General features: G+C 68.4%; 15 protein-coding genes. 8 read left to right on the forward strand and 7 right to left on the reverse strand.

Annotated features, from left to right (window positions below):
• Window positions 1-81 precede the first annotated feature (81 nt).
• The 7 genes from ACTJI2_RS16095 to ACTJI2_RS16125 form a co-directional block, all read right to left on the reverse strand.
• Complete coding sequence (locus ACTJI2_RS16095) at window positions 82-1656, reverse strand: sodium/sugar symporter (RefSeq protein WP_183640096.1); 1575 nt, start codon at window positions 1654-1656, stop codon at window positions 82-84.
• Between the two features lie 351 nt (window positions 1657-2007).
• Window positions 2008-2454, reverse strand: a complete 447-nt coding sequence (locus ACTJI2_RS16100; RefSeq protein WP_183640094.1) for a hypothetical protein — start codon at window positions 2452-2454, stop codon at window positions 2008-2010.
• Between the two features lie 43 nt (window positions 2455-2497).
• On the reverse strand, window positions 2498-4615 hold the full coding sequence (locus ACTJI2_RS16105; protein ID WP_440842715.1) for a prolyl oligopeptidase family serine peptidase: 2118 nt from the start codon (window positions 4613-4615) through the stop codon (window positions 2498-2500).
• A gap of 49 nt (window positions 4616-4664) precedes the next feature.
• Window positions 4665-6482, reverse strand: a complete 1818-nt coding sequence (locus ACTJI2_RS16110; protein ID WP_440842716.1) for a hypothetical protein — start codon at window positions 6480-6482, stop codon at window positions 4665-4667.
• A 21-nt stretch (window positions 6483-6503) separates the two neighbouring features.
• Window positions 6504-7433: an ABC transporter ATP-binding protein gene (locus tag ACTJI2_RS16115; RefSeq protein ID WP_192198192.1), complete on the reverse strand. Its 930-nt coding sequence runs from the start codon at window positions 7431-7433 to the stop codon at window positions 6504-6506.
• 53 nt (window positions 7434-7486) lie between these two features.
• Window positions 7487-7900, reverse strand: coding sequence for a GntR family transcriptional regulator (locus tag ACTJI2_RS16120; protein WP_183640086.1), 414 nt, complete (start codon window positions 7898-7900; stop codon window positions 7487-7489).
• A 328-nt stretch (window positions 7901-8228) separates the two neighbouring features.
• Entirely contained in the window at window positions 8229-8978 is a 750-nt protein-coding gene (locus tag ACTJI2_RS16125; RefSeq protein ID WP_183640084.1) for a GntR family transcriptional regulator, read from the reverse strand.
• Window positions 8979-9114: 136 nt separating this feature from the next.
• Between ACTJI2_RS16125 and zwf the strand changes: the two genes are divergently transcribed.
• From zwf to ACTJI2_RS16165, 8 genes are all read left to right on the forward strand, one after another.
• A complete protein-coding gene (zwf, locus tag ACTJI2_RS16130; RefSeq protein WP_183640082.1) occupies window positions 9115-10593 on the forward strand; it encodes a glucose-6-phosphate dehydrogenase in 1479 nt (492 codons plus the stop codon).
• A gap of 4 nt (window positions 10594-10597) precedes the next feature.
• On the forward strand, window positions 10598-11323 hold the full coding sequence (gene pgl / locus ACTJI2_RS16135; RefSeq protein WP_328805074.1) for a 6-phosphogluconolactonase: 726 nt from the start codon (window positions 10598-10600) through the stop codon (window positions 11321-11323).
• 77 nt (window positions 11324-11400) lie between these two features.
• Complete coding sequence (locus ACTJI2_RS16140) at window positions 11401-12168, forward strand: PspA/IM30 family protein (RefSeq protein WP_183640080.1); 768 nt, start codon at window positions 11401-11403, stop codon at window positions 12166-12168.
• 51 nt (window positions 12169-12219) lie between these two features.
• Window positions 12220-13878: an AAA family ATPase gene (locus tag ACTJI2_RS16145; RefSeq protein ID WP_440842717.1), complete on the forward strand. Its 1659-nt coding sequence runs from the start codon at window positions 12220-12222 to the stop codon at window positions 13876-13878.
• On the forward strand, window positions 13875-14732 hold the full coding sequence (locus ACTJI2_RS16150) for a hypothetical protein (RefSeq protein WP_440842718.1): 858 nt from the start codon (window positions 13875-13877) through the stop codon (window positions 14730-14732). The genes ACTJI2_RS16145 and ACTJI2_RS16150 overlap by 4 nt, the downstream gene beginning before the upstream one ends.
• Window positions 14729-16423 (forward strand): OmpA family protein, encoded by a 1695-nt coding sequence (locus ACTJI2_RS16155; RefSeq protein WP_440842719.1) that lies wholly within the window; start codon window positions 14729-14731, stop codon window positions 16421-16423. Before ACTJI2_RS16150 ends, ACTJI2_RS16155 begins: the two co-directional genes overlap by 4 nt.
• A gap of 178 nt (window positions 16424-16601) precedes the next feature.
• A complete protein-coding gene (locus tag ACTJI2_RS16160; RefSeq protein ID WP_183640072.1) occupies window positions 16602-17120 on the forward strand; it encodes a c-type cytochrome in 519 nt (172 codons plus the stop codon).
• Window positions 17121-17431: 311 nt separating this feature from the next.
• The gene (locus ACTJI2_RS16165; protein WP_440842720.1) at window positions 17432-19162 is read left to right on the forward strand and encodes an ExeM/NucH family extracellular endonuclease; all 1731 of its coding nucleotides are present in this window, start codon (window positions 17432-17434) and stop codon (window positions 19160-19162) included.
• Window positions 19163-19401 lie beyond the last annotated feature (239 nt).

The raw sequence follows: 19401 nt of genomic DNA on the forward strand, positions 1-19401 counted from the left end.
GCAAGCTCGGCTCTACGTAGAGCGGAGCTCGCTCCGCTGCTTCTCGCGCCGTTCCGAGCCAGGCAAGCGCGCGCCCGCGAATCACCAGAAGATCGTGTACAGGGCGAACAGGATGATGATCACGCCCACCGCGCCGATGTTGAACACGCCCGGGGTGCGGTAGTCCACATCGTCGGTGCGGATGAAATCCTTGCCTTCGGCGCGCGCGGTGGCCAGCGACACCACCACCGCCAGCACCAGCGCGGCCAGGAACACGATGCCGACCCGGTCCATGAACGGCAACAGGTAGACGCCGGTCTTCTGCGCCCAGAAGAAAGCCGCCGACAGCAGCACCGAACCCAGCGCCGCGGCCAGCGCGCCGGCCTCGTTGGCGCGCTTCCAGAACAGGCCGAGCACGAAGATCACCACGATGCCCGGAGTGAAGAAACCGGTGAATTCCTGGATGAACTGGAAACCCTGGTCGAAGCTGCCCAGCAGCGGCTTGGCCGCCAGGATGCCCAGCAGCACGGCGACGGCGGCGGCGATGCGGCCGACCTTCACCTGGCGTGCCTCGCTCGGCTTGCTCTTGGACTTGGCGTAGAAGTCGAGGGTGAAGATGGTCGCCACCGAATTGATCTTGGACGCCAGCGACGCGACGATCGCCGCCACCAGCGCGGCGAACACCAGGCCGAGGATGCCGGTGGGCAGCAGGCGCATCATCGTCGGGTAGGCCTGATCAGGTTTCTCCAGTCCCGGCGCCAGCACCACCGCGGCGATGCCCGGCAGCACCACGATCACCGGCATCAGCAGCTTGAGGAAGGCGGCGAACAGCACGCCCTTCTGCGCCTCGGCGATGTCCTTGGCGGCCAGCGCGCGCTGGATGATGTACTGGTTGAAGCCCCAGTAGCTGACGTTCATGATCCACATGCCGCCGATCAGCACGCTGATGCCGGGCAGATCCTTGTAGAAGGGGTTGTCCTTGCCGAGGATCATCTCGAAGTGCTCGGGATGCTGCGACCACAGCTTCTGGAAGCCGGCGACGACGCCCGCGCCTTCGCCGATATGGCTCAGGGTCAGGCCGGCGACCAGCAGGCCACCCAGCACCAGCAGCGACACCTGCACGATGTCGGTCAGCGCTACCGCCTTCAGCCCGCCGTATAGCTGGTACACCAGCGCGAACACGCCCAGCAGGGTCAGCGCCAGCATCTGATCCATGCCGGTCACCTGGCTGACCGCGATCGAACCCAGCCACATGATCGAGGTCAGGTTGACGAACACGTACAGCAGCAGCCAGAACACTGCCATCAGGGTGCGGATGCGGGTGCCGTAACGCTGCTCCAGGAACTGCGGCATGGTGTAGATGCCGTTGCGCAGGAACACCGGCAGGAAGAACTTGCCGACGATCAGCAGGGTCAGTGCCGCCATCCATTCGTAGGAGGCGATGGCCAGGCCGATGGCGTAGCCGGAACCGGACATGCCGATGATCTGCTCGGCGGAAATGTTCGCGGCGATCAGCGACGCGCCAATCGCCCACCATGGCAGCGACTTGCTGGCCAGGAAGTAGTCCTTGGCGTCCTTCTGGTGGCCGCCCTTCTCGCGGGACACCCACTGGGCCAGGATGAAGATGCCGGCCAGATAGACCAGGACGATGCCGATATCGAGTGCGGACAGTTCCACTACGGGCTCCCGTGGTAATGGATGGCGCATCGTCGCGCATCGGGATCCGTGGAAACACGCGCGCTGTCGCACGATGCGCGGCCAGTCGCGGCTCCATGGGATCCACCCGGCGGACGACAGGCGGAATCGCGGCATCACACGCCGGCAAGCACAAGGTTTCCCGCCGCTGATGACAGCGCTGTCAGCTTACGCAACGGGATCGTGTTTGCATCGTGCGATGCACCAATCCGGTGATTGGTATTTCTTTGGTGGTGAGGCAGGCCGGTTTAGATCGGTACAAACCCACTCGCGATGAAAGCGGCACCCGCCGCGCCGCGGCCGGATGCGCGAGGTGCCCGGAAGGCTCGTTCGCTACCGGTGGGCCTTGGCGCAGGCCAACACGTGGTTGTAGTCGCTGGACATGCAGCGATAGAACTCCCGGCGCTCGCCGGTCGCGCCTTCACAGTCGGCGAGCGTCAAGCCCTCCAGCTGCGTCCTCAACGGCGCCGCCATGCGATCGAAATCCGCGCGGGCCAGGTAGCCACCATCGAGATTGCGCTGGCCGACTTCCAGCATGGTTTCCACGCCCGAGCGCGCGTTCTCCACCGCCCTGGTGCAGGACAGCTCATTGTCGGCGTCCCGCACCTGCAGGAGTTGCCGGGTGATCGCGTCGACATCCTCCCGCACCCGCGGCGGCAGCTCGCGCGTCGCCGTGGTTTGCTCGGGCGAATCCGGCGTGGCGATGGCGGCGGCGCACGCCGTCAGCAACCAGGCCCCGGCCGTCAGCACCGATGCACGGCGTTTCCCGTTCCCTTCCATGGCATCCCCGTCCCCTCGTTCGAGGGGCGCGAGTATAGCCGCGTCAGCGTGGCCGCAGTCGCTCGTCATCCAGGCGCAGGTTCTTGCGCAACGATTCGCGCAAGGCCGCATCCGGCGGCAACGGCGCGCGTCCGCCCAGGTGCCGGTGCAGCATGGTCTCGACGAGATAGAGATAGGCTTCGCGGGTGACCGGATTGACCAGCTGGTGGCGTCCCTCGGCATCGACGAACAAGGTGACGTCCTTGCCCATCGATTGCAGTTGCGCGGCGTAATGCAGCACGCTGCGGATCGGCACGCGTTCGTCGTCCGCGCCGGCCAGCAACAGCACGGGCCTGCGCAGCGAGGCGGCATTGGCGATCGGCGACTGCGCGCGCAGGCGTTCCATCACGCCGGCATCGGCCGGATCCAGCGACAGCATCCGCATGGTCGCGGCCATCGGCACGCCGCGGGTCATCTGGTCGCGCCCGCGCGCGTACCAGCGCAGCACCCAGCCGAAGTCCGCCGGCGGCACCGCGGCGATGCCGACCTTGAACAGATCCGGCTGGAAGGTCACGCCCTGCAGCGCCGAGTAGCCGCCAAAGGAGGCGCCGAGGATGCCGACGCGCTGGCCGTCGCCTATGCCCTGGGCAAGCAGGTGGCGCACGCCTTCCACGATGTCCTGCTGGACCCGGCCGTTGCCGAAGTCGCCATTGCCGGCGAACAGGTAACGGCGACCGTGTCCGGTGGATCCGCGGAAGTTCGGTTCGAACACCACGTAGCCACGATTGGCGAGCATCTGCGATTGCCCGCCGAACTCAGGCCGGAACAGGTTGAACGGACCGCCGTGGACGTTGGCCACCAGCGGCGCGCGCGCGGGATCCACGCCGGGCGGCACCAGCACGAAGCCATGCACGCGCATGCCGTCGGACGCGCGCCAGCTGAAGGCGATCTTGCGCGCCATCGCCGACTCGGGAAGCCGCCGGACCGGCGTGCGGTCGTGGCGGAAACCCAGATCCCCCAGCACTTCGCGCAGCAGGCCGTCGCGCGGGTCGAACAGGTACAGGCGTTCTCCCTTCAGGGAGGCGGCGCGCTCGTGCACCAGCCAGTGCGCGGCGGGACCGCGCCCGACCTCGATGCGCAGGTCGCGGTGCGGAAGGCGTTGCTGGAGCAAGGCGAGGGATCGCGCCGCCTCCGCCTGCAGGCCATAGGCCATGGCGTCGGTGCTGCGATAGGACGCGAACAGGGGTTCGCGGGTCACCGGATCCAGGGTCACCTGCGCCAGATCGGCTTCATTGCGCGGGTCGGCATGCAGTGTGCGCAGTTTTCCCTGCGCATCCAGGCGCGCCAGTCGGCCGAGATCACCGTCGGCATCCGTGTTGAGCAGGAGATCGCGTCCCTGCTCCAGCGTGCCCAGCATGGAGCAGCGCTGCAATCGCTCGCAGCGCAGCACCGGCCGCGCGCGCCCCTGCTCCACGCGCAGGATGACGTGCGCCTCGCCTTCCACCCGGGCCATCCAGGCCAGCCTTCCCAGCGGATCCACTTCGAAATCGATGATTTCCCGCGCGTCCTCGTGCACCAGCGTCTGCTTGCCCTGCACGTCCACGCGCTGGATCCGCCAGCGCCTGGGCTGGCGCGTGATCGCGGGGGGACTCTCCATCACGAAGGCCGCGGCGGGCGACGCGGGATCCACGGCGACAAAGCGGCGCTCGAAGGTCCCGCCCAGGCGATCGATCGCCCCGGAGCCGGACTGCCCCGCCACCGCCAGCGCGAACAGCTGGCGGGAGGACGCCAGGAACAGCCAGCGGCTGTCGCGCGACCACGACAGTTCGTCCGCGTCGGTGTGTGCGAGCACCCGCTTCGGCATACCGCCCGCGGTTGGCAGCAGCCACACGCCCCGGTTGGCGCCCTCATCCTTGAGGAAGGCGACCTGTTTTCCATCCGGCGAAAGCCAGGCGCCGATCAGGATGGGACGGGCGATGAAATCGATCCGCGCGAACATCGGCGCGACGGGCCGAGCGCGTTCGGCGGCGACGGCGGCGCGCAGCGCGGCGTCCTCGTCGGCACGGGCGGGCGCGCACAGGGTCGCGAGAATCATCAACCATGCGAACCGGCAACGTGGGCGGAACGGCGAGTCGGACGCGCGCGCGACCGGCGCCGCCAGCGGCAGCGATGACAAGCTCATCAGCATTCTCCTGTATCCGGCCGTCGAGACGGCCGGAGAACGATACGGTTCAGGCCAGCGCGGGTTGCGCCACCAGTTGCGGTTGCAGCACTTCGCGGCGCGGGTGGATCAGCCGCAGGCTCATCAACGCCGGCAGGCTGAGCACGCCGCAGGCGACGATCCAGGCAATCCGTGCGGGCATGGACAGATCGGTCTTCCGCGTCCACCACACCGCGCCCAGCAGCGACAGCAGCATGAGCACGCCAGCGATGACGGCCACCTGGCGAGGCACCGGCGGGCGCGCGGTGTCGTCGGTGATCTGGTAACCCGCGAACAGCCGGCGTGCGGCGCGCTGCAATTCATAGATCACCGGCGCGGGGAACCAGTTCTGGTAGCGCCACAGCGCGGGGAAGCCGCTCTTGAGATCCCTTCGCATGATCGGCATGGCCCTGCCCTGATCGTCGATTCGCGTCATCTGCTGGTAGGGCAGCGCACCCTCTGCGTTATGGGCACTGCGACTGAACAGGAACGACACCAGATAGCCGTCCAGCAGTTCGATCGCGTCGGCACGATACAGGTCGCCGACCTTGCCCGGAATGGCCAGGCGCTGGCGCGGCGTGAGCATGCCGTCGCTGGCCGCGAGGTCGCGCCCGTCGTAGAAGTACACGGCGCGGTCGCTGAGCAGGGCCAGATCGTCACCCACCCGGTCATAGCCGGTGATCCGCTCCCCCGCCGGCAGCCGCAGGCGCGGCACCACCCGCTTCTGGTCGCTGTCGTACTGGTAAACGCGGGTGGTGCCGATCAGGCTGTTCTCCGGCCCGGGCATTACCGGCTCCGGGAACGGCGCGTCGCCCTCCACGCCGAGTTCGCCGACGCTGCGGTAGTCCACCAGGCTGTAGCCTTCCAGGCGCATGCGATCGTGGCTGAACACCCAGCGGATGCGGTGCTGCTCGTCGTCGAATTCCATCGGCACGATATTGACCAGCTCGTTGCGCACCGGCGTCGCGCGCAGGCCCGGACCAAACGAGAAGACCTCCGAAATCTGCGCCTGTTCCCGCCACAACGGCGCCTGCGGGTCGCGGCTGCCGCGCAGGCCCATCACCATCAGATCCTTGCCCTCGGCGTTCTCGGACTCCTTCTCGCCGCCAGCGGCCGGCACCGGCGCGTTGTTCGGATGGGAGCCCTGCGCGATCCACAGGAATTCGATACCAAAGCCCACCATCACCAGCGCCAGCCACATCGCCAGTTGCAACGGAACCGCGGTGAAGAAGGTGCGTGGCAGGGTGTGGGGCGCCGCGCCGAGATCCGGTTTGAATGCGACCCACACCATTCCCGCCAGCATCGCCAGGGTGATCAGCTGCACCGCGATCGCGCCCAGGCCGGTGGCCTGGCTGAACACCAGCCAGGACAACAGCGCGATTCCGCTGTATCCATAGCGGCGGTTGGCCAGCATCGCGTAGGCGCCGGCGAGGTAGGCGCAGACCGCAATCAGCCACGCCGATACGCCGAGCAGCAGATGGCGATGATCGACCACCCGCGCGGTCATGAACTCCTGCCAGCCGGCCAGCAGCCACAGTGGCAGCACGACCGCCACCGCCAGTTGCAGCGCGCCCGCGCCTACCAGCACGGCCGCCAGCTTTCCATGCGGAATCGGCCGGTGCAGCAGGTTCATCCAGGTGTTCGGCTTGCGGTAGCCGCCCATCTGATAGAGCCCCAGCAGCAGGCCGGTGACGGCGTAGACGCCGGCCAGCACTTCGTAGACCAGCCGTGGTTGCTGGGCCAGATCGACCACCCGGGTCATGAACCCGAGGATCACCAGTTGCAGCACCGCGTAGGCGATCGCCCAGATGCGGAAGCGCTGCATTTCAGCCTTGAACATGTCCCACATGATCGTGTCCTCTCCGCGCGCTCAGTGCTGCCGTTGCGGTTGCGCCGGCGCGGCGTGGTTCTTGGTCAGGAAGCCGTTGACCGCGCGATCCAGGCTGACCGGCATGCTCTGGATCGAGCGCGCGCCGCTGGCGCGCAGGAACTCGGCGAAGTCCTCGTCCTGGTCCAGCACCAGGTAGTGGTGCAGGCCGTCCAGCCGCTGCAGTTGAAGCAGGCCGGGAACGGTCGCCGGATCCGGTCCCTTGAACGGGATGTCCGCCACCCAATGGGTGACCCGCGCGCAGAATTCCTCCGGCGCGGACATGTTCTTCAGCTGGCCGCGTTCCAGGATGATGAGGTTGTCGGCGATGCGCTCGATTTCCTCCATCTGGTGGGAGCAGTAGATCACCGTGCATTGCTCGGCCGCGTTGGAGTACATCAGCGATTCCAGGAACGCGCGCTTGGCGACCACGTCCAGGCCCAGCGTGGGTTCGTCCAGCACCAGCAGTTCCGGTCCCTGCGCCAGCGCCAGCGCCAGGTTCAGTCCGGCGCGCTCGCCGCGCGAGAGCTGGGCGACTTTTTGCTCCGGCAGCACGTGGTAATGGCCCAGCACCTCGTCGTAGGCGTGCTGGTTCCAGCGCGGGTACTGGTGCCGCTGCATCGCGGTCACCGCGGCGACCTTCATCCAGCCGGGCAGGGTGTGTTCCTCGTTGACGAAGCCGATGCGTGCACGGTCCTCCGGACGCAGCCGCTGGCTGTCGCGGCCGAGGATGCGCGCCTGCCCCACCGTCGGCGGCAGGAAGCCGAGCAGGACGCGGAACAGGGTGGATTTGCCGGCGCCGTTGGCGCCGACGATGGCGTGGATGCGCCCGCGCGGAATGCGCAGGTCGAGGTGGTCCAGCGCCAGCTTGCGCCCGTAGCGCTTGCTCAGCGCGACGGTTTCGATCACGTAGTCGGAAGCGGGAGTGCTCATGGTCGTCCCAGGGTCGGGTGACGGAACGCGGAAGGGGGACGCGCGGATGCGCGTCAGGCGGATTTCTTTTTCGGCGCGATCACGCGCAGTTCCTCGTCCAGCCGCGCCAGCGCGCGATCGGGCGGGTAGTCGAGCGCGATCACTTCATGCACGAACGCCTGCACGGCGTCGTCCATGCGCCGCTCGCGTTCGGCGTCGCTCAGGCGCTGGCGCGGCGTGGCCACGAACAGGCCCAGGCCCTGGCGCGATTCCAGCCAGCCTTCACTGGTCAGTTCGGCGTAGGCCTTGGCGACGGTGTTGGGATTGATCATCAGCTGCTGGGCCAGTCCGCGCACGCTGGGCAACTGCGCACCCGGCTTGAGTTCGGCGGTGGCGATCTTCATCCGCACGCCATCGACGATCTGCTTGCTGATCGGACGCGCGTCGCCGGTGGCGATCTGGATCATCAGGGCCTGGGTACGGGCCATGGAACACCTCAATCAACTGTACTAGTACGAACAGTACAGTTGGCTTGCAGGCGGCGTCAAGCGTCCAGAGGTCATGGTCCGACGAAAGCCCGGATCCGGCGACGAAAGCCCCGTCCACGCGGACGCGCGAAATCGGAACGAGGTAGGAGCGGCGTCCCGCCGCGAGCCTTTGCGTGGTCCCCCGCCATCGCCGTCGCGTGCATCGCAACCGGGCATCGCGCGGGAGAGCTCGCGGCCGGAGGCCGCTCCTACCTGGTGGGTGATGAGCATTTGCGCCGTGAGTTGCCGCGATGGCAATCGATGGGTTCCCGGCAGCGCCGGCCAGGCGCTATTCGCTCTGCAGTTCGGCGACGAAGTCGTAGGCGTCGCCGCGGTAGTAGGAACGGGTGGATTCGACCACGCGGCCGTCTTCCAGGAAGGCGCGGCGTTCGACCAGCAGTCCCGGGGCGCCGACCGGCAGTTCCAGGTGGCGGGCGGCCTCGTCGTCCAGCGCGACCGCGCGCAGGCGCTGCAAGGCGCGGCGCGGTCGGTTGCCGTGCGCATCGAGCGCCTCGTACAGCGAGGTGGTGACGGTTTCCGGATCCGGCAGCAGCGACAGCGGCACCAGGGTGCGTTCGATCGCGATCGGCGCGCCGTCGACGTGGCGCAGGCGGTACATGCGGACCACGCCGCTACCCGGCGACAGGTTCAGCGCCATCGATTCTTCCGGTGTCACTTCGCCGACGCTGCGTTCGAGGAATTTCACCTGCGGATTGAGGCCGCGCTCGCGCAAGTCGTCGGTGAAGCTGGTCAGGCGCGAGAACTGGCGCAGGATGCGCTCGGCCACGAAAGTGCCCGCGCCCTGCCGCTGCACCAGCAGGCCGGCTTCGATGAGTCCGGCCAGCGCCTTGCGGATCGTCACGCGGGACAGACCCAGCAGGTTGGCAAGATCGCGTTCGCTGGGCAGGGCCTGGCCCGAGCGCAGCACGCCGGCGTCCATCAGGTTCTGCAGGGCGCGGCGCAGGCGCAGGTAAGCCACGGCGCGGGTGGACTCGCCAGTCTGCAGGCGCTGGTATTCATCGAACAGGGCTTTTTGCATGGCCCTGAACATACCACTCACGTACCAATAAAGGCAATATCAGCCGACAAATGGTTACATTGGCCTGATTCATTGGTCAGCGTGGTAGCCCGGTGGTATTGTTCCTCCCCACCTGACAAGCGAACGAGATGACGACGTGACCGCCAAGACCCTGCCCGTCGACCCTTTCGATCTGGTGATCTTCGGAGGCACCGGCGACCTGGCCCTGCGCAAGCTGCTGCCCGGCCTGCTGCGCCGCTATGCCGACGGCCAGATCCGCGAGGACAGCCGGATCATCGGCGTGGCCCGCGACAAGCAGTCCGACGCCGACTACCGCGCCAAGGTGGGCGACGCCCTGCAGCGCGCGGCCGGCAACGACGAGGCGCTCAAGGCCAAGCTGCCCGCCTTCCTGGAGAAGCTCGGCTACCACGCGCTGGACGCGACCAAGGACGAGGGCTGGGAGGAGTTCGCCAGCGCGCTCAAGGCCCATGGCGACCGCATCCGGGTGTTCTACCTGTCGACCAGTCCCAGCCTGTTCGTGAACCTGTGCGACCGCCTGCGCGCGCACGGCCTCAATGGCGGCCAGTCGCGGGTGGTCATCGAGAAACCGATCGGCCATGACCTGGCCAGCGCGACGGTGATCAACGATGCGGTCGGCAGCGCGTTCGCGGAAAGCCAGATCTTCCGCATCGATCACTACCTGGGCAAGGAAACGGTGCAGAACCTGCTGGCGCTGCGCTTCGCCAATATCCTGTTCGAACCGTTGTGGAACGCCAACCACATCGATCACGTGCAGATCACCGTGGCCGAGACGGTCGGCCTGGAGAAGCGCGCGACCTACTACGACACCTCCGGCGCGCTGCGCGACATGGTCCAGAACCACCTGCTGCAGCTGCTGTGCATGGTGGCGATGGAACCGCCGGCGGCGCTGGAAGCCGACGCGGTGCGCGACGAGAAGCTGAAGGTGCTGCGCTCGCTGCGCCCGATCACCGCCGACGAGATCAGCCACATGACCGTGCGTGGCCAGTACCGCGCCGGCGCGGTCAACGGCATGGCGGTGCCGGGCTACCTGGACGAACTGGGCCGCGAGGACTCGCGCACCGAGACCTTCGTGGCGCTGAAGGCGGAAGTGGACAACTGGCGCTGGGCCGGCGTGCCTTTCTACCTGCGCACCGGCAAGCGCCTGCCCGAGCGCGTGTCGGAGATCGTGATTGCGTTCAAGCAGATTCCGCATTCGATCTTCGAGCACGGCGCCGGCCCGGTGATGGGCAACAAGCTGGTCCTGCGCCTGCAGCCGGACGAGGGCGTGAAGCTGTGGCTGATGATCAAGGATCCCGGTCCGGGCGGCCTGCGCCTGCAGCATGTGCCGCTGGACATGAGCTTCGCCGAGGCGTTCGGCGTGCACCAGCCGGAGGCCTACGAGCGCCTGCTGATGGACGTGGTGCGCGGCAACCCGACCCTGTTCATGCGCCGCGACGAGGTCGAGGCGGCATGGAAATGGATCGACCCGATCCTGGGCGCGTGGGAAAACCAGCGCGAGACGCCCAAGCCCTACACCGCCGGTTCGTGGGGACCCAGCGCGGCGGTCGCGCTGGTCGAGCGCGACGGCCGGACCTGGCACGAGGATACGGTGTAAGCGCGTGACCCAGTCCCTCCTCCCCCCCGTCCCGACCGAACTGGTCACCTTCGCCGACAGCGAGGCGCTGGCCGGCGCCCTGGCCGCGGCCGTCGCCGCCGATCTGCGCGCGGGAATCGATGCCCGCGGCGGCGCGCTGCTGGCGCTGTCCGGCGGCACCACACCCAAGCGGTTCATGCAGCGACTGTCGGAACAATCGCTGGACTGGGACAAGGTCACCGTCACCCTGGTCGATGAGCGCTGGGTGGCGCCGGACAACGAACGCTCCAACGCCCGCCTGCTGCGCGAGCACCTGTTGCGGGGCGAGGCAGCGGCGGCGCATTTCCTGCCGCTGTTCCGCGACACCCCGGAGCCGGAGGACGCACTGGCCGAACTGGAACGGCGCTTTGCCAGCCTGCCGCCATCGTTCGACGCGATCGTGCTGGGCATGGGCAGCGACGGCCATACCGCCTCGTTCTTCCCCGGCGGCGATCACCTCGCCGCGGCGCTGGATCCGGCCTCGCCGGCACGCCTGCTGCCGATGCGTGCGCCCGGCGCCGGCGAAGCCCGCATCACCCTGACCCTGCCGGTGCTGCTGGCCGCGCGCCACCTGTACCTGCATATCGAAGGCGCGGAAAAGCGCGCCGTGCTGGATCGCGCCCTCGCGGGCGTCGGCGCCGACGGCCAACTGCCGATCCGCATCGTGCTGGCGCAGGCCGCCACGCCCGTGGTGACTTACCTGACGCCCTGACCCGCCGTCGCGGCGCGGTTGGAATGCCCGCACGCGCCGCGTACAGTAGCCCGCATCGAGAGGATTTCGGGGGCGCCATGCTGGCTCGGTTAGTGAACGTGTTCCGTGGTTTCTTTGCGCAGTTCGTCAAGGGGATGGAAAAGCGCAATCCGGAAGCCCTGCTGGAACTGGAACAGGAAAACCTGCGCAAGCAGATCGGCAGCTACAACCAGAGCCTGGCGACCCACGCCGGCCTGGCCGAGCGCCTGATCGGCCAGGTGCGCAAGCTGGAGAACGAAGAACGCGAGCTGCGCGCGCGCACCACCGCCCACCTGCGCGCGGGCAACCGCGATGCCGCCGCCCAGCACGCCCTGCGCCTGCAGACGGTCAGCCGCGAGTTGCAGGAAAACCGCGACCAGATGGAGCAGGCCGAAGCCACCTACAAGAACCTGGTGAAGGCGCGCGACGTCGCCGTGGCCGCCGCGCGCGCCAAGATCGAGAGCCTGAAGGGCGCCATCAACGACATGCGCATGAAGCACGCGCTGGCGGAGATGAACGAGATGGCCGCCGGCATGGTCACCACGATCGGCGGTTCCGGCGACACCCTCGATCGCCTGCACGAGATGGTCGAGGAAGAGCGCAACAAGGCCGCCGGCCGCGCTCGGGTCGCGCGCGATGCGCTCGACATGAACCAGATCGAGGTCAAGGAAGCCGAGCAGAAGGCGCTGGCCGACCAGGCACTCGCGGATTTCGCCGCGGCCGAGGGCATTTCGCTGCAGGCCGAACCGGCGGCGACGCCAGCCGCGCCCCGCAGCATGGGCGCCGCCGAGGCTGCCAAACCGGTGTCGGAAAACGACGCGGGCTGATCGCCCCGCCCTTGCCCGGAGGATGGCCGCCATGCAGGCGAAGGCGCACTGATGCCGCTCGATAGCAACGCCCCGGCCTGGGCGCACGAACTGGCGCTGGCCTATGAAAGCGGCGCGCACGGACAGTTCGTGCTGTACGGCAACGTCGGCGATCGCCTGCCGCTGTCGGGGCGACTGGTCAGCCTGACCCGCTGGCTGGAATCGCAGTTGCTCACCGGTTTCGACGTGGTGTTCCAGTACGACCCCGGCAACGGGCTCACCGTGCTGCGCGGCAGCGATCGCCTGCGCCAGTGGCTGGCCGGTCGCGATGACGCCGCCTGGCCGCGCGAACCGCGGGCGGCGGTCGAACGCGTTTCCCACTACCTGCGCTACCTCGCCAACCTGAAGGCGCTGGGACAAGGCGACGGCGAGCACGTGGCGGTGATCATGCGCGGCATCGATCAGGTGCTGCCGGGCGGGCGCGCCGGCGACTTCGAGATCGCCAGCCTGGCCAGCCTGGTGCGCGACTGGGCCAGCGAATCTCCGTTCACCGACCAGGCCTTCGCCAGTTTCCTGATCGCCGACAACCTCAACGACCTGCACCCGCAGATCGCTTTCCATCCACGCGTCGCGCGCATCCGCGTGCCGCTGCCCGACGAGGCCATGCTGGGCCAGGCGCTGGCGCAACTGCGGCTGGATCACCCGGGCGCCTTCGCCGGGGCCGACGACGGCATGATCACCGGCGCCCTGACCGGCGTCAGCATCAGCGCCCTGCAAAGCCTGGTGAGGACCTGCGCCCACCAGGGCCGCGCGCTGGGACCGGCCGACTGGCTGCGGGTCAAGAAGCAGCTGGTCGAGGGCGATGCCAGCGGCCTGGTCGAGTTCATCGACTCCCGTCGCACGCTCGATGACTACGAGGCGCCGCCGGCGCTGAAGGAATGGTTGCGCCAGGACATCGCGCTGTGGCGCGCGGCCAACCTGCGCGCCCTGCCGATGGGCTACCTGTTCTGCGGTCCGGTCGGCACCGGCAAGACCTTCCTGGTCGAATGCCTGGCCGGCGAAGCCGGCGTGCCGGTGCTGAAGCTGAAGAACTTCCGTGATCGCTGGGTCGGCTCCAGCGAAGGCAACCTTGAAAAGGTCTTCCGCCTGATCCGCGCGCTTGGCCGCTGCATCGTGTTCATCGATGAAGCCGACCAGACGCTGGGCAAGCGCGACTCGGGCAACGGCGACAGCGGCCTGTCCGGCCGGCTGTATTCGATGATCGCCCAGGAGATGTCCGACACCGACAACCGTGGCCGGGTGATGTGGGTGCTGGCTTCCTCGCGCCCGGACCTGATCGAAGTCGACCTGAAGCGGCCGGGCCGCATCGACGTCAAGATCCCGCTGCTGCCCACCACCACCGTCGCCGAAAGCGCGGCCCTGCTCGATGCCCTGCTGAAACGCTTCGGCATGGCGCCGGGCGCTGAGGCATTGCTGGCGCTGCCGTCCCCGTTGCCGCTGTTGCTGACTCCCGGCGCCGCCGAAGCCTTCGCGGTGAAGGCGTACCGGCAGGCCCAGACCACCGGCGTCGCCCCGCTGGAGGCGATCGCCGCGCTGCTGGCCGGCTACCAGCCGCCGGTACCGCTGGAGGTGCTGGAGTTCCAGATGCGCATCGCCGTCGCCGAGGCCACCGATCTGCGTTTCGTGCCGCCCTCGCTGCGTCCGCTCGCGGCCGGGAGCACAACGCCATGAATGCGTTCCGCTACGCCTGGGCCGCCTTCAATGCGCGTCCGCTGGGCATGCCGGTTCCGCCCAACTGGATTGGCCTGGCGGCCTTCGCGCTGGCCGGCATCTTCCTGACGCCGGGTTTCTTCGTGCTCGGCGCGGGCGCGGAAATCGCCTATCTGTACTGGCTGTCGAACCATCACCGCTTCCGCGCCACGGTGGATGCGCAGGCGTTGCCGCAGGAGTCGGAAGCGGATCGGCGCTACCGCGAACTGCGGGATCCGCTGCCCATCCCGCAACGCCGCCAGCAGGACGCGCTGGAGCACAAGGCGCGCGTGATCATCCAGATGCTCGACAAGTCGCCGGTGATGGCGGCGCATGCGGACAGCCTGGAACAGTTGGTGTGGCTGCATCTGCGCCTGCTGGCCGCGCGCACCGCGATTGCCGGCGTGGTGCACACCGCGCGCGAGGAAAGCGCGGTACTGGACAAGCAGGAAGCGACCATCGAGGCGCGGCTGGGCCGCGACGACCTGAGCGAGGAATTGCGGCGCAGCCTGCAGCAGCAGAAGACCGTGATCGACCAGCGCCAGGCCGCGCATGCCGATGCCGGTCGCCGGCTCGAGCATGTCGACTCCGAGTTGCAGCGCATCGGCCAGCAGGTGGCGCTGTTGCGCGAACAGGCGCTGCTGGCCATCGACGAAGGCAGCATCGGCAGCTCGCTGGATGCGCTCAGCGCCTCCTTCGCCGAAGCCAATCGCTGGCTGGAAGGCCAGCGCGACCTGTTGGGCGTCCTCGACCTGAACGCGCAGCCCCGGTTGCCGTCGGCCGTGCTGCGCCCGCCCGTTCCCCGTACCGTGATCGAAGAAGGAGAGTCGTCGTGAGCCGATCCGTTTCCCCGCCGCGCCGCCAGGCCGGCAATGCCAGCGGCAAGCTGATCACCGCGGTGCTGGTGCTGGCGCTGCTCGCGTTCGGCGCATGGCTGGTGATGCGCGACATGGGCAAGGACGAGCCGGCGGGCGTGACGACCTCGCAGGCGGCTGCCGGCAACACCGACGGCAAGGCGCCGGTGCCGGTCGAACCGCAGGCCGGACTGCCCAACCTGGATGCGGCGGCGACCTACCAGCCCAAGGGCAACGTGGTCGACGTCGACATCAGCGAGTACGCCGGCTATGCCGGCCTGATCGCGGCCAACGGCGGACTGGAGCCCAATCCGGATTCGTTCTTCGCGCGCGAGTACGGCTTCCAGGTCCGGCTGAGCCTCAACGAGGAGGAAGGCTGGTCCAAACTCAACAACGGGCGGGTCGCCGCCTCGGTGACCACCGCCGACACCCTGGCCGTGCTCGGCCGCCAGTTCGACGTGGTGGTGCCGGCGCAGATCGGCTTCTCGCGCGGCGCCGACCAGGTGGTGGTCGATACCGGCATCGCCAGCATCAACCAGCTCAAGGGCAAGGTGCTGGCGGCCTCGCAGTTCAACGAAAGCGAGTTCTTCATCCGCTATCTGGCCTCCGAGGCCGGCGTGCCGGTCAAGGTGCTGCGCGACCTCGACGGGCGCCCGGGACCGGGCGAACTGGGCCTGGTGTTCTACGAGGACGCCTTCGTCGCCTGCGACGCCTACGAGCACGAACTCCAGGGCGGGTCGCCGCGCCTGAACGGCTGCGTCGGCTGGTCGCCGCGCACCGACGAGGTCGTCGCCGCCTCCGGCGGCCGCGCCAAGACCCTGGTCAGCAACCGCAACCTGCTGATCATCGCCGACCTGCTGCTGCTCAATCGCGGCTTCGCCGCCGCCCATCCCGACTGGGCGCGCGGACTGGTGCACGGCCTGCTGGAAGGCAACCGGCTGGTCCGCGACGAGGCGGCCACGCAGATCCCGGTGATCGCCAAGGCCTTCAAGTGGAACGAGGCCGACACCCGCGCCGAGCTGTCCAAGGTGCATCTGTCCAACCTGCCGGAGAACCTGGCCTTCTTCGAAGGCACCATCGATTCGGCCGGCTCTTTCCAGGGCATCTTCCAGTCCTCGGTGCTGGTGTACGGCAACCTGATCAAGAACCCCGCCGACCCGGCCCGCTTCGTGGACACCTCCGCCCTGCAGGCACTGAAGAAGAAAGGCCTGTACGCCAACCAGAGCATCGCCATCGCGCCGATCCGCAGCGGCAACGCGCAGGTTTCGCTGGAGGGCGATGCCCTGCTGAGCAAGGACATCCGGTTCTTCTTCCAATCCAATTCGGCGGTGCTCGACAAGTCCGCGCCGGCCAATGCCGGCTACCTGGACACGATCAAGAACTTCCTCCAGGTCAGCCCCGGCTCGGTGGTGCTGCTGCGCGGCCACGTCGATGACGGCCGCCGCAACGAGTTCCAGAAACAGGGCGGACAGGAACTGGTCCGGAGCATGTCGCTGAAGGCGATGGAGTTGTCGCGCCAGCGCGCGCAGGCGGTCCGCGATGCCCTGCTGGAACGCCATCCCAAACTGGACGCCAACCGGATCGAACTGGTCGGCCGTGGCTGGGAGGAGCCGGCGGGCACCGACAGTGACCTGAACCGTCGCGTCGAGGTCCAGTGGTTCACCCTGGAATAGCCGGGACGGCGGACCGGGTCTCCTGGAATATGCCGGAAACCGCCACCCTGCTTATAATAGGCCCCCTGTCCGTGGCGTCCGCGCCCGGCACTTGCCGCGAAACCCGCCCTGGTGGCGGTTTCCGACCCCGTTTTTCGTAGCCAAGCACGGCCCGCCGCCGTGCTGCCAAAGGTGGAACGTGCGTAATTACGACCTCGAATTCCTCAAGCATTTCTCGATGGTGATCGGCTTCCTGGTCGTCGTCACCCTGGGCCTGATCATCGGTGCGCATTTCCTGCACTCCTCGATCCCGGCGGAAGTGAACCCGCAGGCCGCCAAGCGCACCGAGGGCCGCATCGCCCCGTCAGGCGCGGTGTACGCCGGCGCCACCGGTGCCGCGGCCCAGGCCGCCGCGCAGGCCGCCGCCGCCGCCGCCGCGGCTTCGCAGGTCGCCTACGGCGGCACCACCGACGGCCAGGTCATCTTCGACAACCTGTGCGGCGCCTGCCACAAGAACGGCACCGGCAACGCCCCGATGCTGACCGCCGCCGGCATGGGCGCGCGCGCCGCCAAGGGCAAGGACACCCTGTACAAGCACGCCATCGAAGGCTTCACCGGTCCGGACGGCGGCATCATGCCCCCGAAGGGCGGCAACCCGGCCCTGACCGAAGAGCAGATCCACGCCACGGTCGACTGGATGCTGGCGAACGTGAAGTAAGCCTCCGGCTTGCACGCGTCGCTGAAAACGCCGCCTTCGGGCGGCGTTTTTCGTTGGTGATCCGAACTCCGCGCCAAGAGCCAATTCCCGCTCGCCTCCGGCGCCCGCCCCCTTTTCAAAAGGGAGCTGACAACACCGCTCCCGATCGCCCCGATGTCTTGCCTCCCCCTTTGTTGCGCTTCACGACCGCCGAGTGGCTGGTCAAAGGGGGATGCCCCGCCATTTGGCGGTCGAGGAGCGTTGGCGCTTCCCCATCACCCGTCATCCCCGCTGGCTATCATGTCCGGCTCGACAATCCACCAGACATCGCCATGTCCTTTCGCCGCGCCCTGCTCGCCACCGCCCTGCTGACCTGCGCCGCGATGGCCCGGGCCGGGGATGCCGATGTCATCGCCATCGGCCAGGTCCAGGGCGCCGGCACGGCCAGCCCGCTGGCGGGCCAGGCGGTCACGGTCGAAGGTGTGGTCACCGCCGATTTCCGCCAGGGGCTGGGCGGCTTCTTCCTGCAGGATGCCGGCGACGGCGATCCGGCGACCTCGGACGCCGTGTTCGTTCCGCTGGCCTTCGACGCCAACGCGGATGAGGGCGAGACGCCGAAGGTCGGCCAGCGCTACCGGGTGCGGGGCGAGGTCACCGAGCTGGAACCGGGTCGGCAGGGCAGCCGCCTGACCGCGATCACCCCGGGTGACATCGAGCGCCTCGGAACCCCGGTGCCTGCGATCGCCCCGGTCGCGCTGACGGCCGCGCCCGCGGACTGGGAAGCCCTGGAAGGCATGCGCGTGCGCGTCGTCGCGCCGCTCACCGTCAGCGGCACCGATCAGGTCGAGCGTTTCGGCGAGCTCACCGCCGCGTTCGAAGGCCGGCTGTGGCAGCCCAGCGAGGTGGCGGCGCCCGGCAGCGAGGCGTTCAAGCAGGTGCTGAAGGACAACGCCCGCCGCCGCCTGACCCTGGACGACGGCAGCGGCGACCGGGATCCCAAGGCCATCGCCTGGCTCGGCGGACAACCGATCCCGCGCGTGGGCACCGTCCTGGAGGGCGTCGAAGGCATCGTCGACGAGCGCCATGGCAGCCATCGCCTGCAACTGACCGGTCGCCCGGCACTGCCCGCCCCCGCCTACCCGCTCGCGCCCCGCGTGCCGGGCACGCTCAAGATCGCCGCGTTCAACCTGGAAAACCTGTTCAACGGCGACGGCCACGGCGGCGGCTTCCCGACCCCGCGCGGCGCCAAGACCCCCGAGCAATTGCAGGCGCAGCTGGCCAAGCTGGTCGCCACCGTGCGCGCGCTCGACGCCGACGTGGCGGCGCTGATGGAACTGGAGAACGATGGCTACGGGCCCGATTCCAGCCTGGCCCAGTTCGTCACGGCCCTGAACGCGAAGGGCGACGACTGGCGCTTCATCGACGCGGGCCAGGGACCGGGGCCGGACACCATCCGGGTCGGCCTGATCTATCGCGCCTCCCGGCTCACGCCGGTCGGCCAGCCCGCCACGCTGGCGGGCGGTCCCTTTGGTGACCGCAGCCGGGTGCCGCTGGCACAGGCGTTCCGGCGTGGGCAAGGGCCGGCGTTCGTGGTCGTGGCCAATCACTTCAAGTCCAAGGGCTGCTCGGAAGCCACCGGCGCCGATCAGGACCAGGGCGACACCCAGGGTTGCTGGAACGCGCTGCGGCTGGATTCGGCACAACGCCTCGACGCCTGGCTGAAGCAGGATCCGACCGGCCAGGGCGATGCGATGACGGTCATCCTCGGCGACTTCAACGCCTATGCGATGGAGGACCCGGTGCGCTGGCTGCGCGAGGCCGGCTGGCGCGACGCCTTCGCCGTAGCCAGGGTGGAACGGCCCTACAGCTACGTCTACAACGGCCTGAGCGGCCGCCTGGATCACGCCCTGCTCACGCCCGCGCTGTCGGCGCGCCTGCGCGGCGCGGCCGAGTGGCATCTCAACGCCGATTCGGCGGACAGCGCCGGCTACCTCCACGGCGATGCCGGCCAGCCCTGGCGCAGTTCGGATCATGATCCGCTGCTGCTGGGGTTTGATCTCTGAGCAATGAGATGGTGGGTGTTCTTCAAAGGTAAAAGGAAGAACAAGGGGGTCTTGTTCTCCCCGCCAACAGCAAGCGCTTTTCAACAGCCTCATAGCTGGTCAATCCCCCGTCGCCTTCGGCGCCCGCCCCCTTTTGCGCTTTCAACAGCCGCATGGCTGGTCAAGGGGGCAAAACGGCGCGCGATGCCTGAACTCTCCGGCTTTTACCTCCCCCTTTGAAAAAGGGGGATTGAGGGGGA

Origin of the sequence: Pseudoxanthomonas sp. 22568 (assembly GCF_052044485.1) — a bacterium.
Lineage (GTDB): Bacteria > Pseudomonadota > Gammaproteobacteria > Xanthomonadales > Xanthomonadaceae > Pseudoxanthomonas_A > Pseudoxanthomonas_A beigongshangi.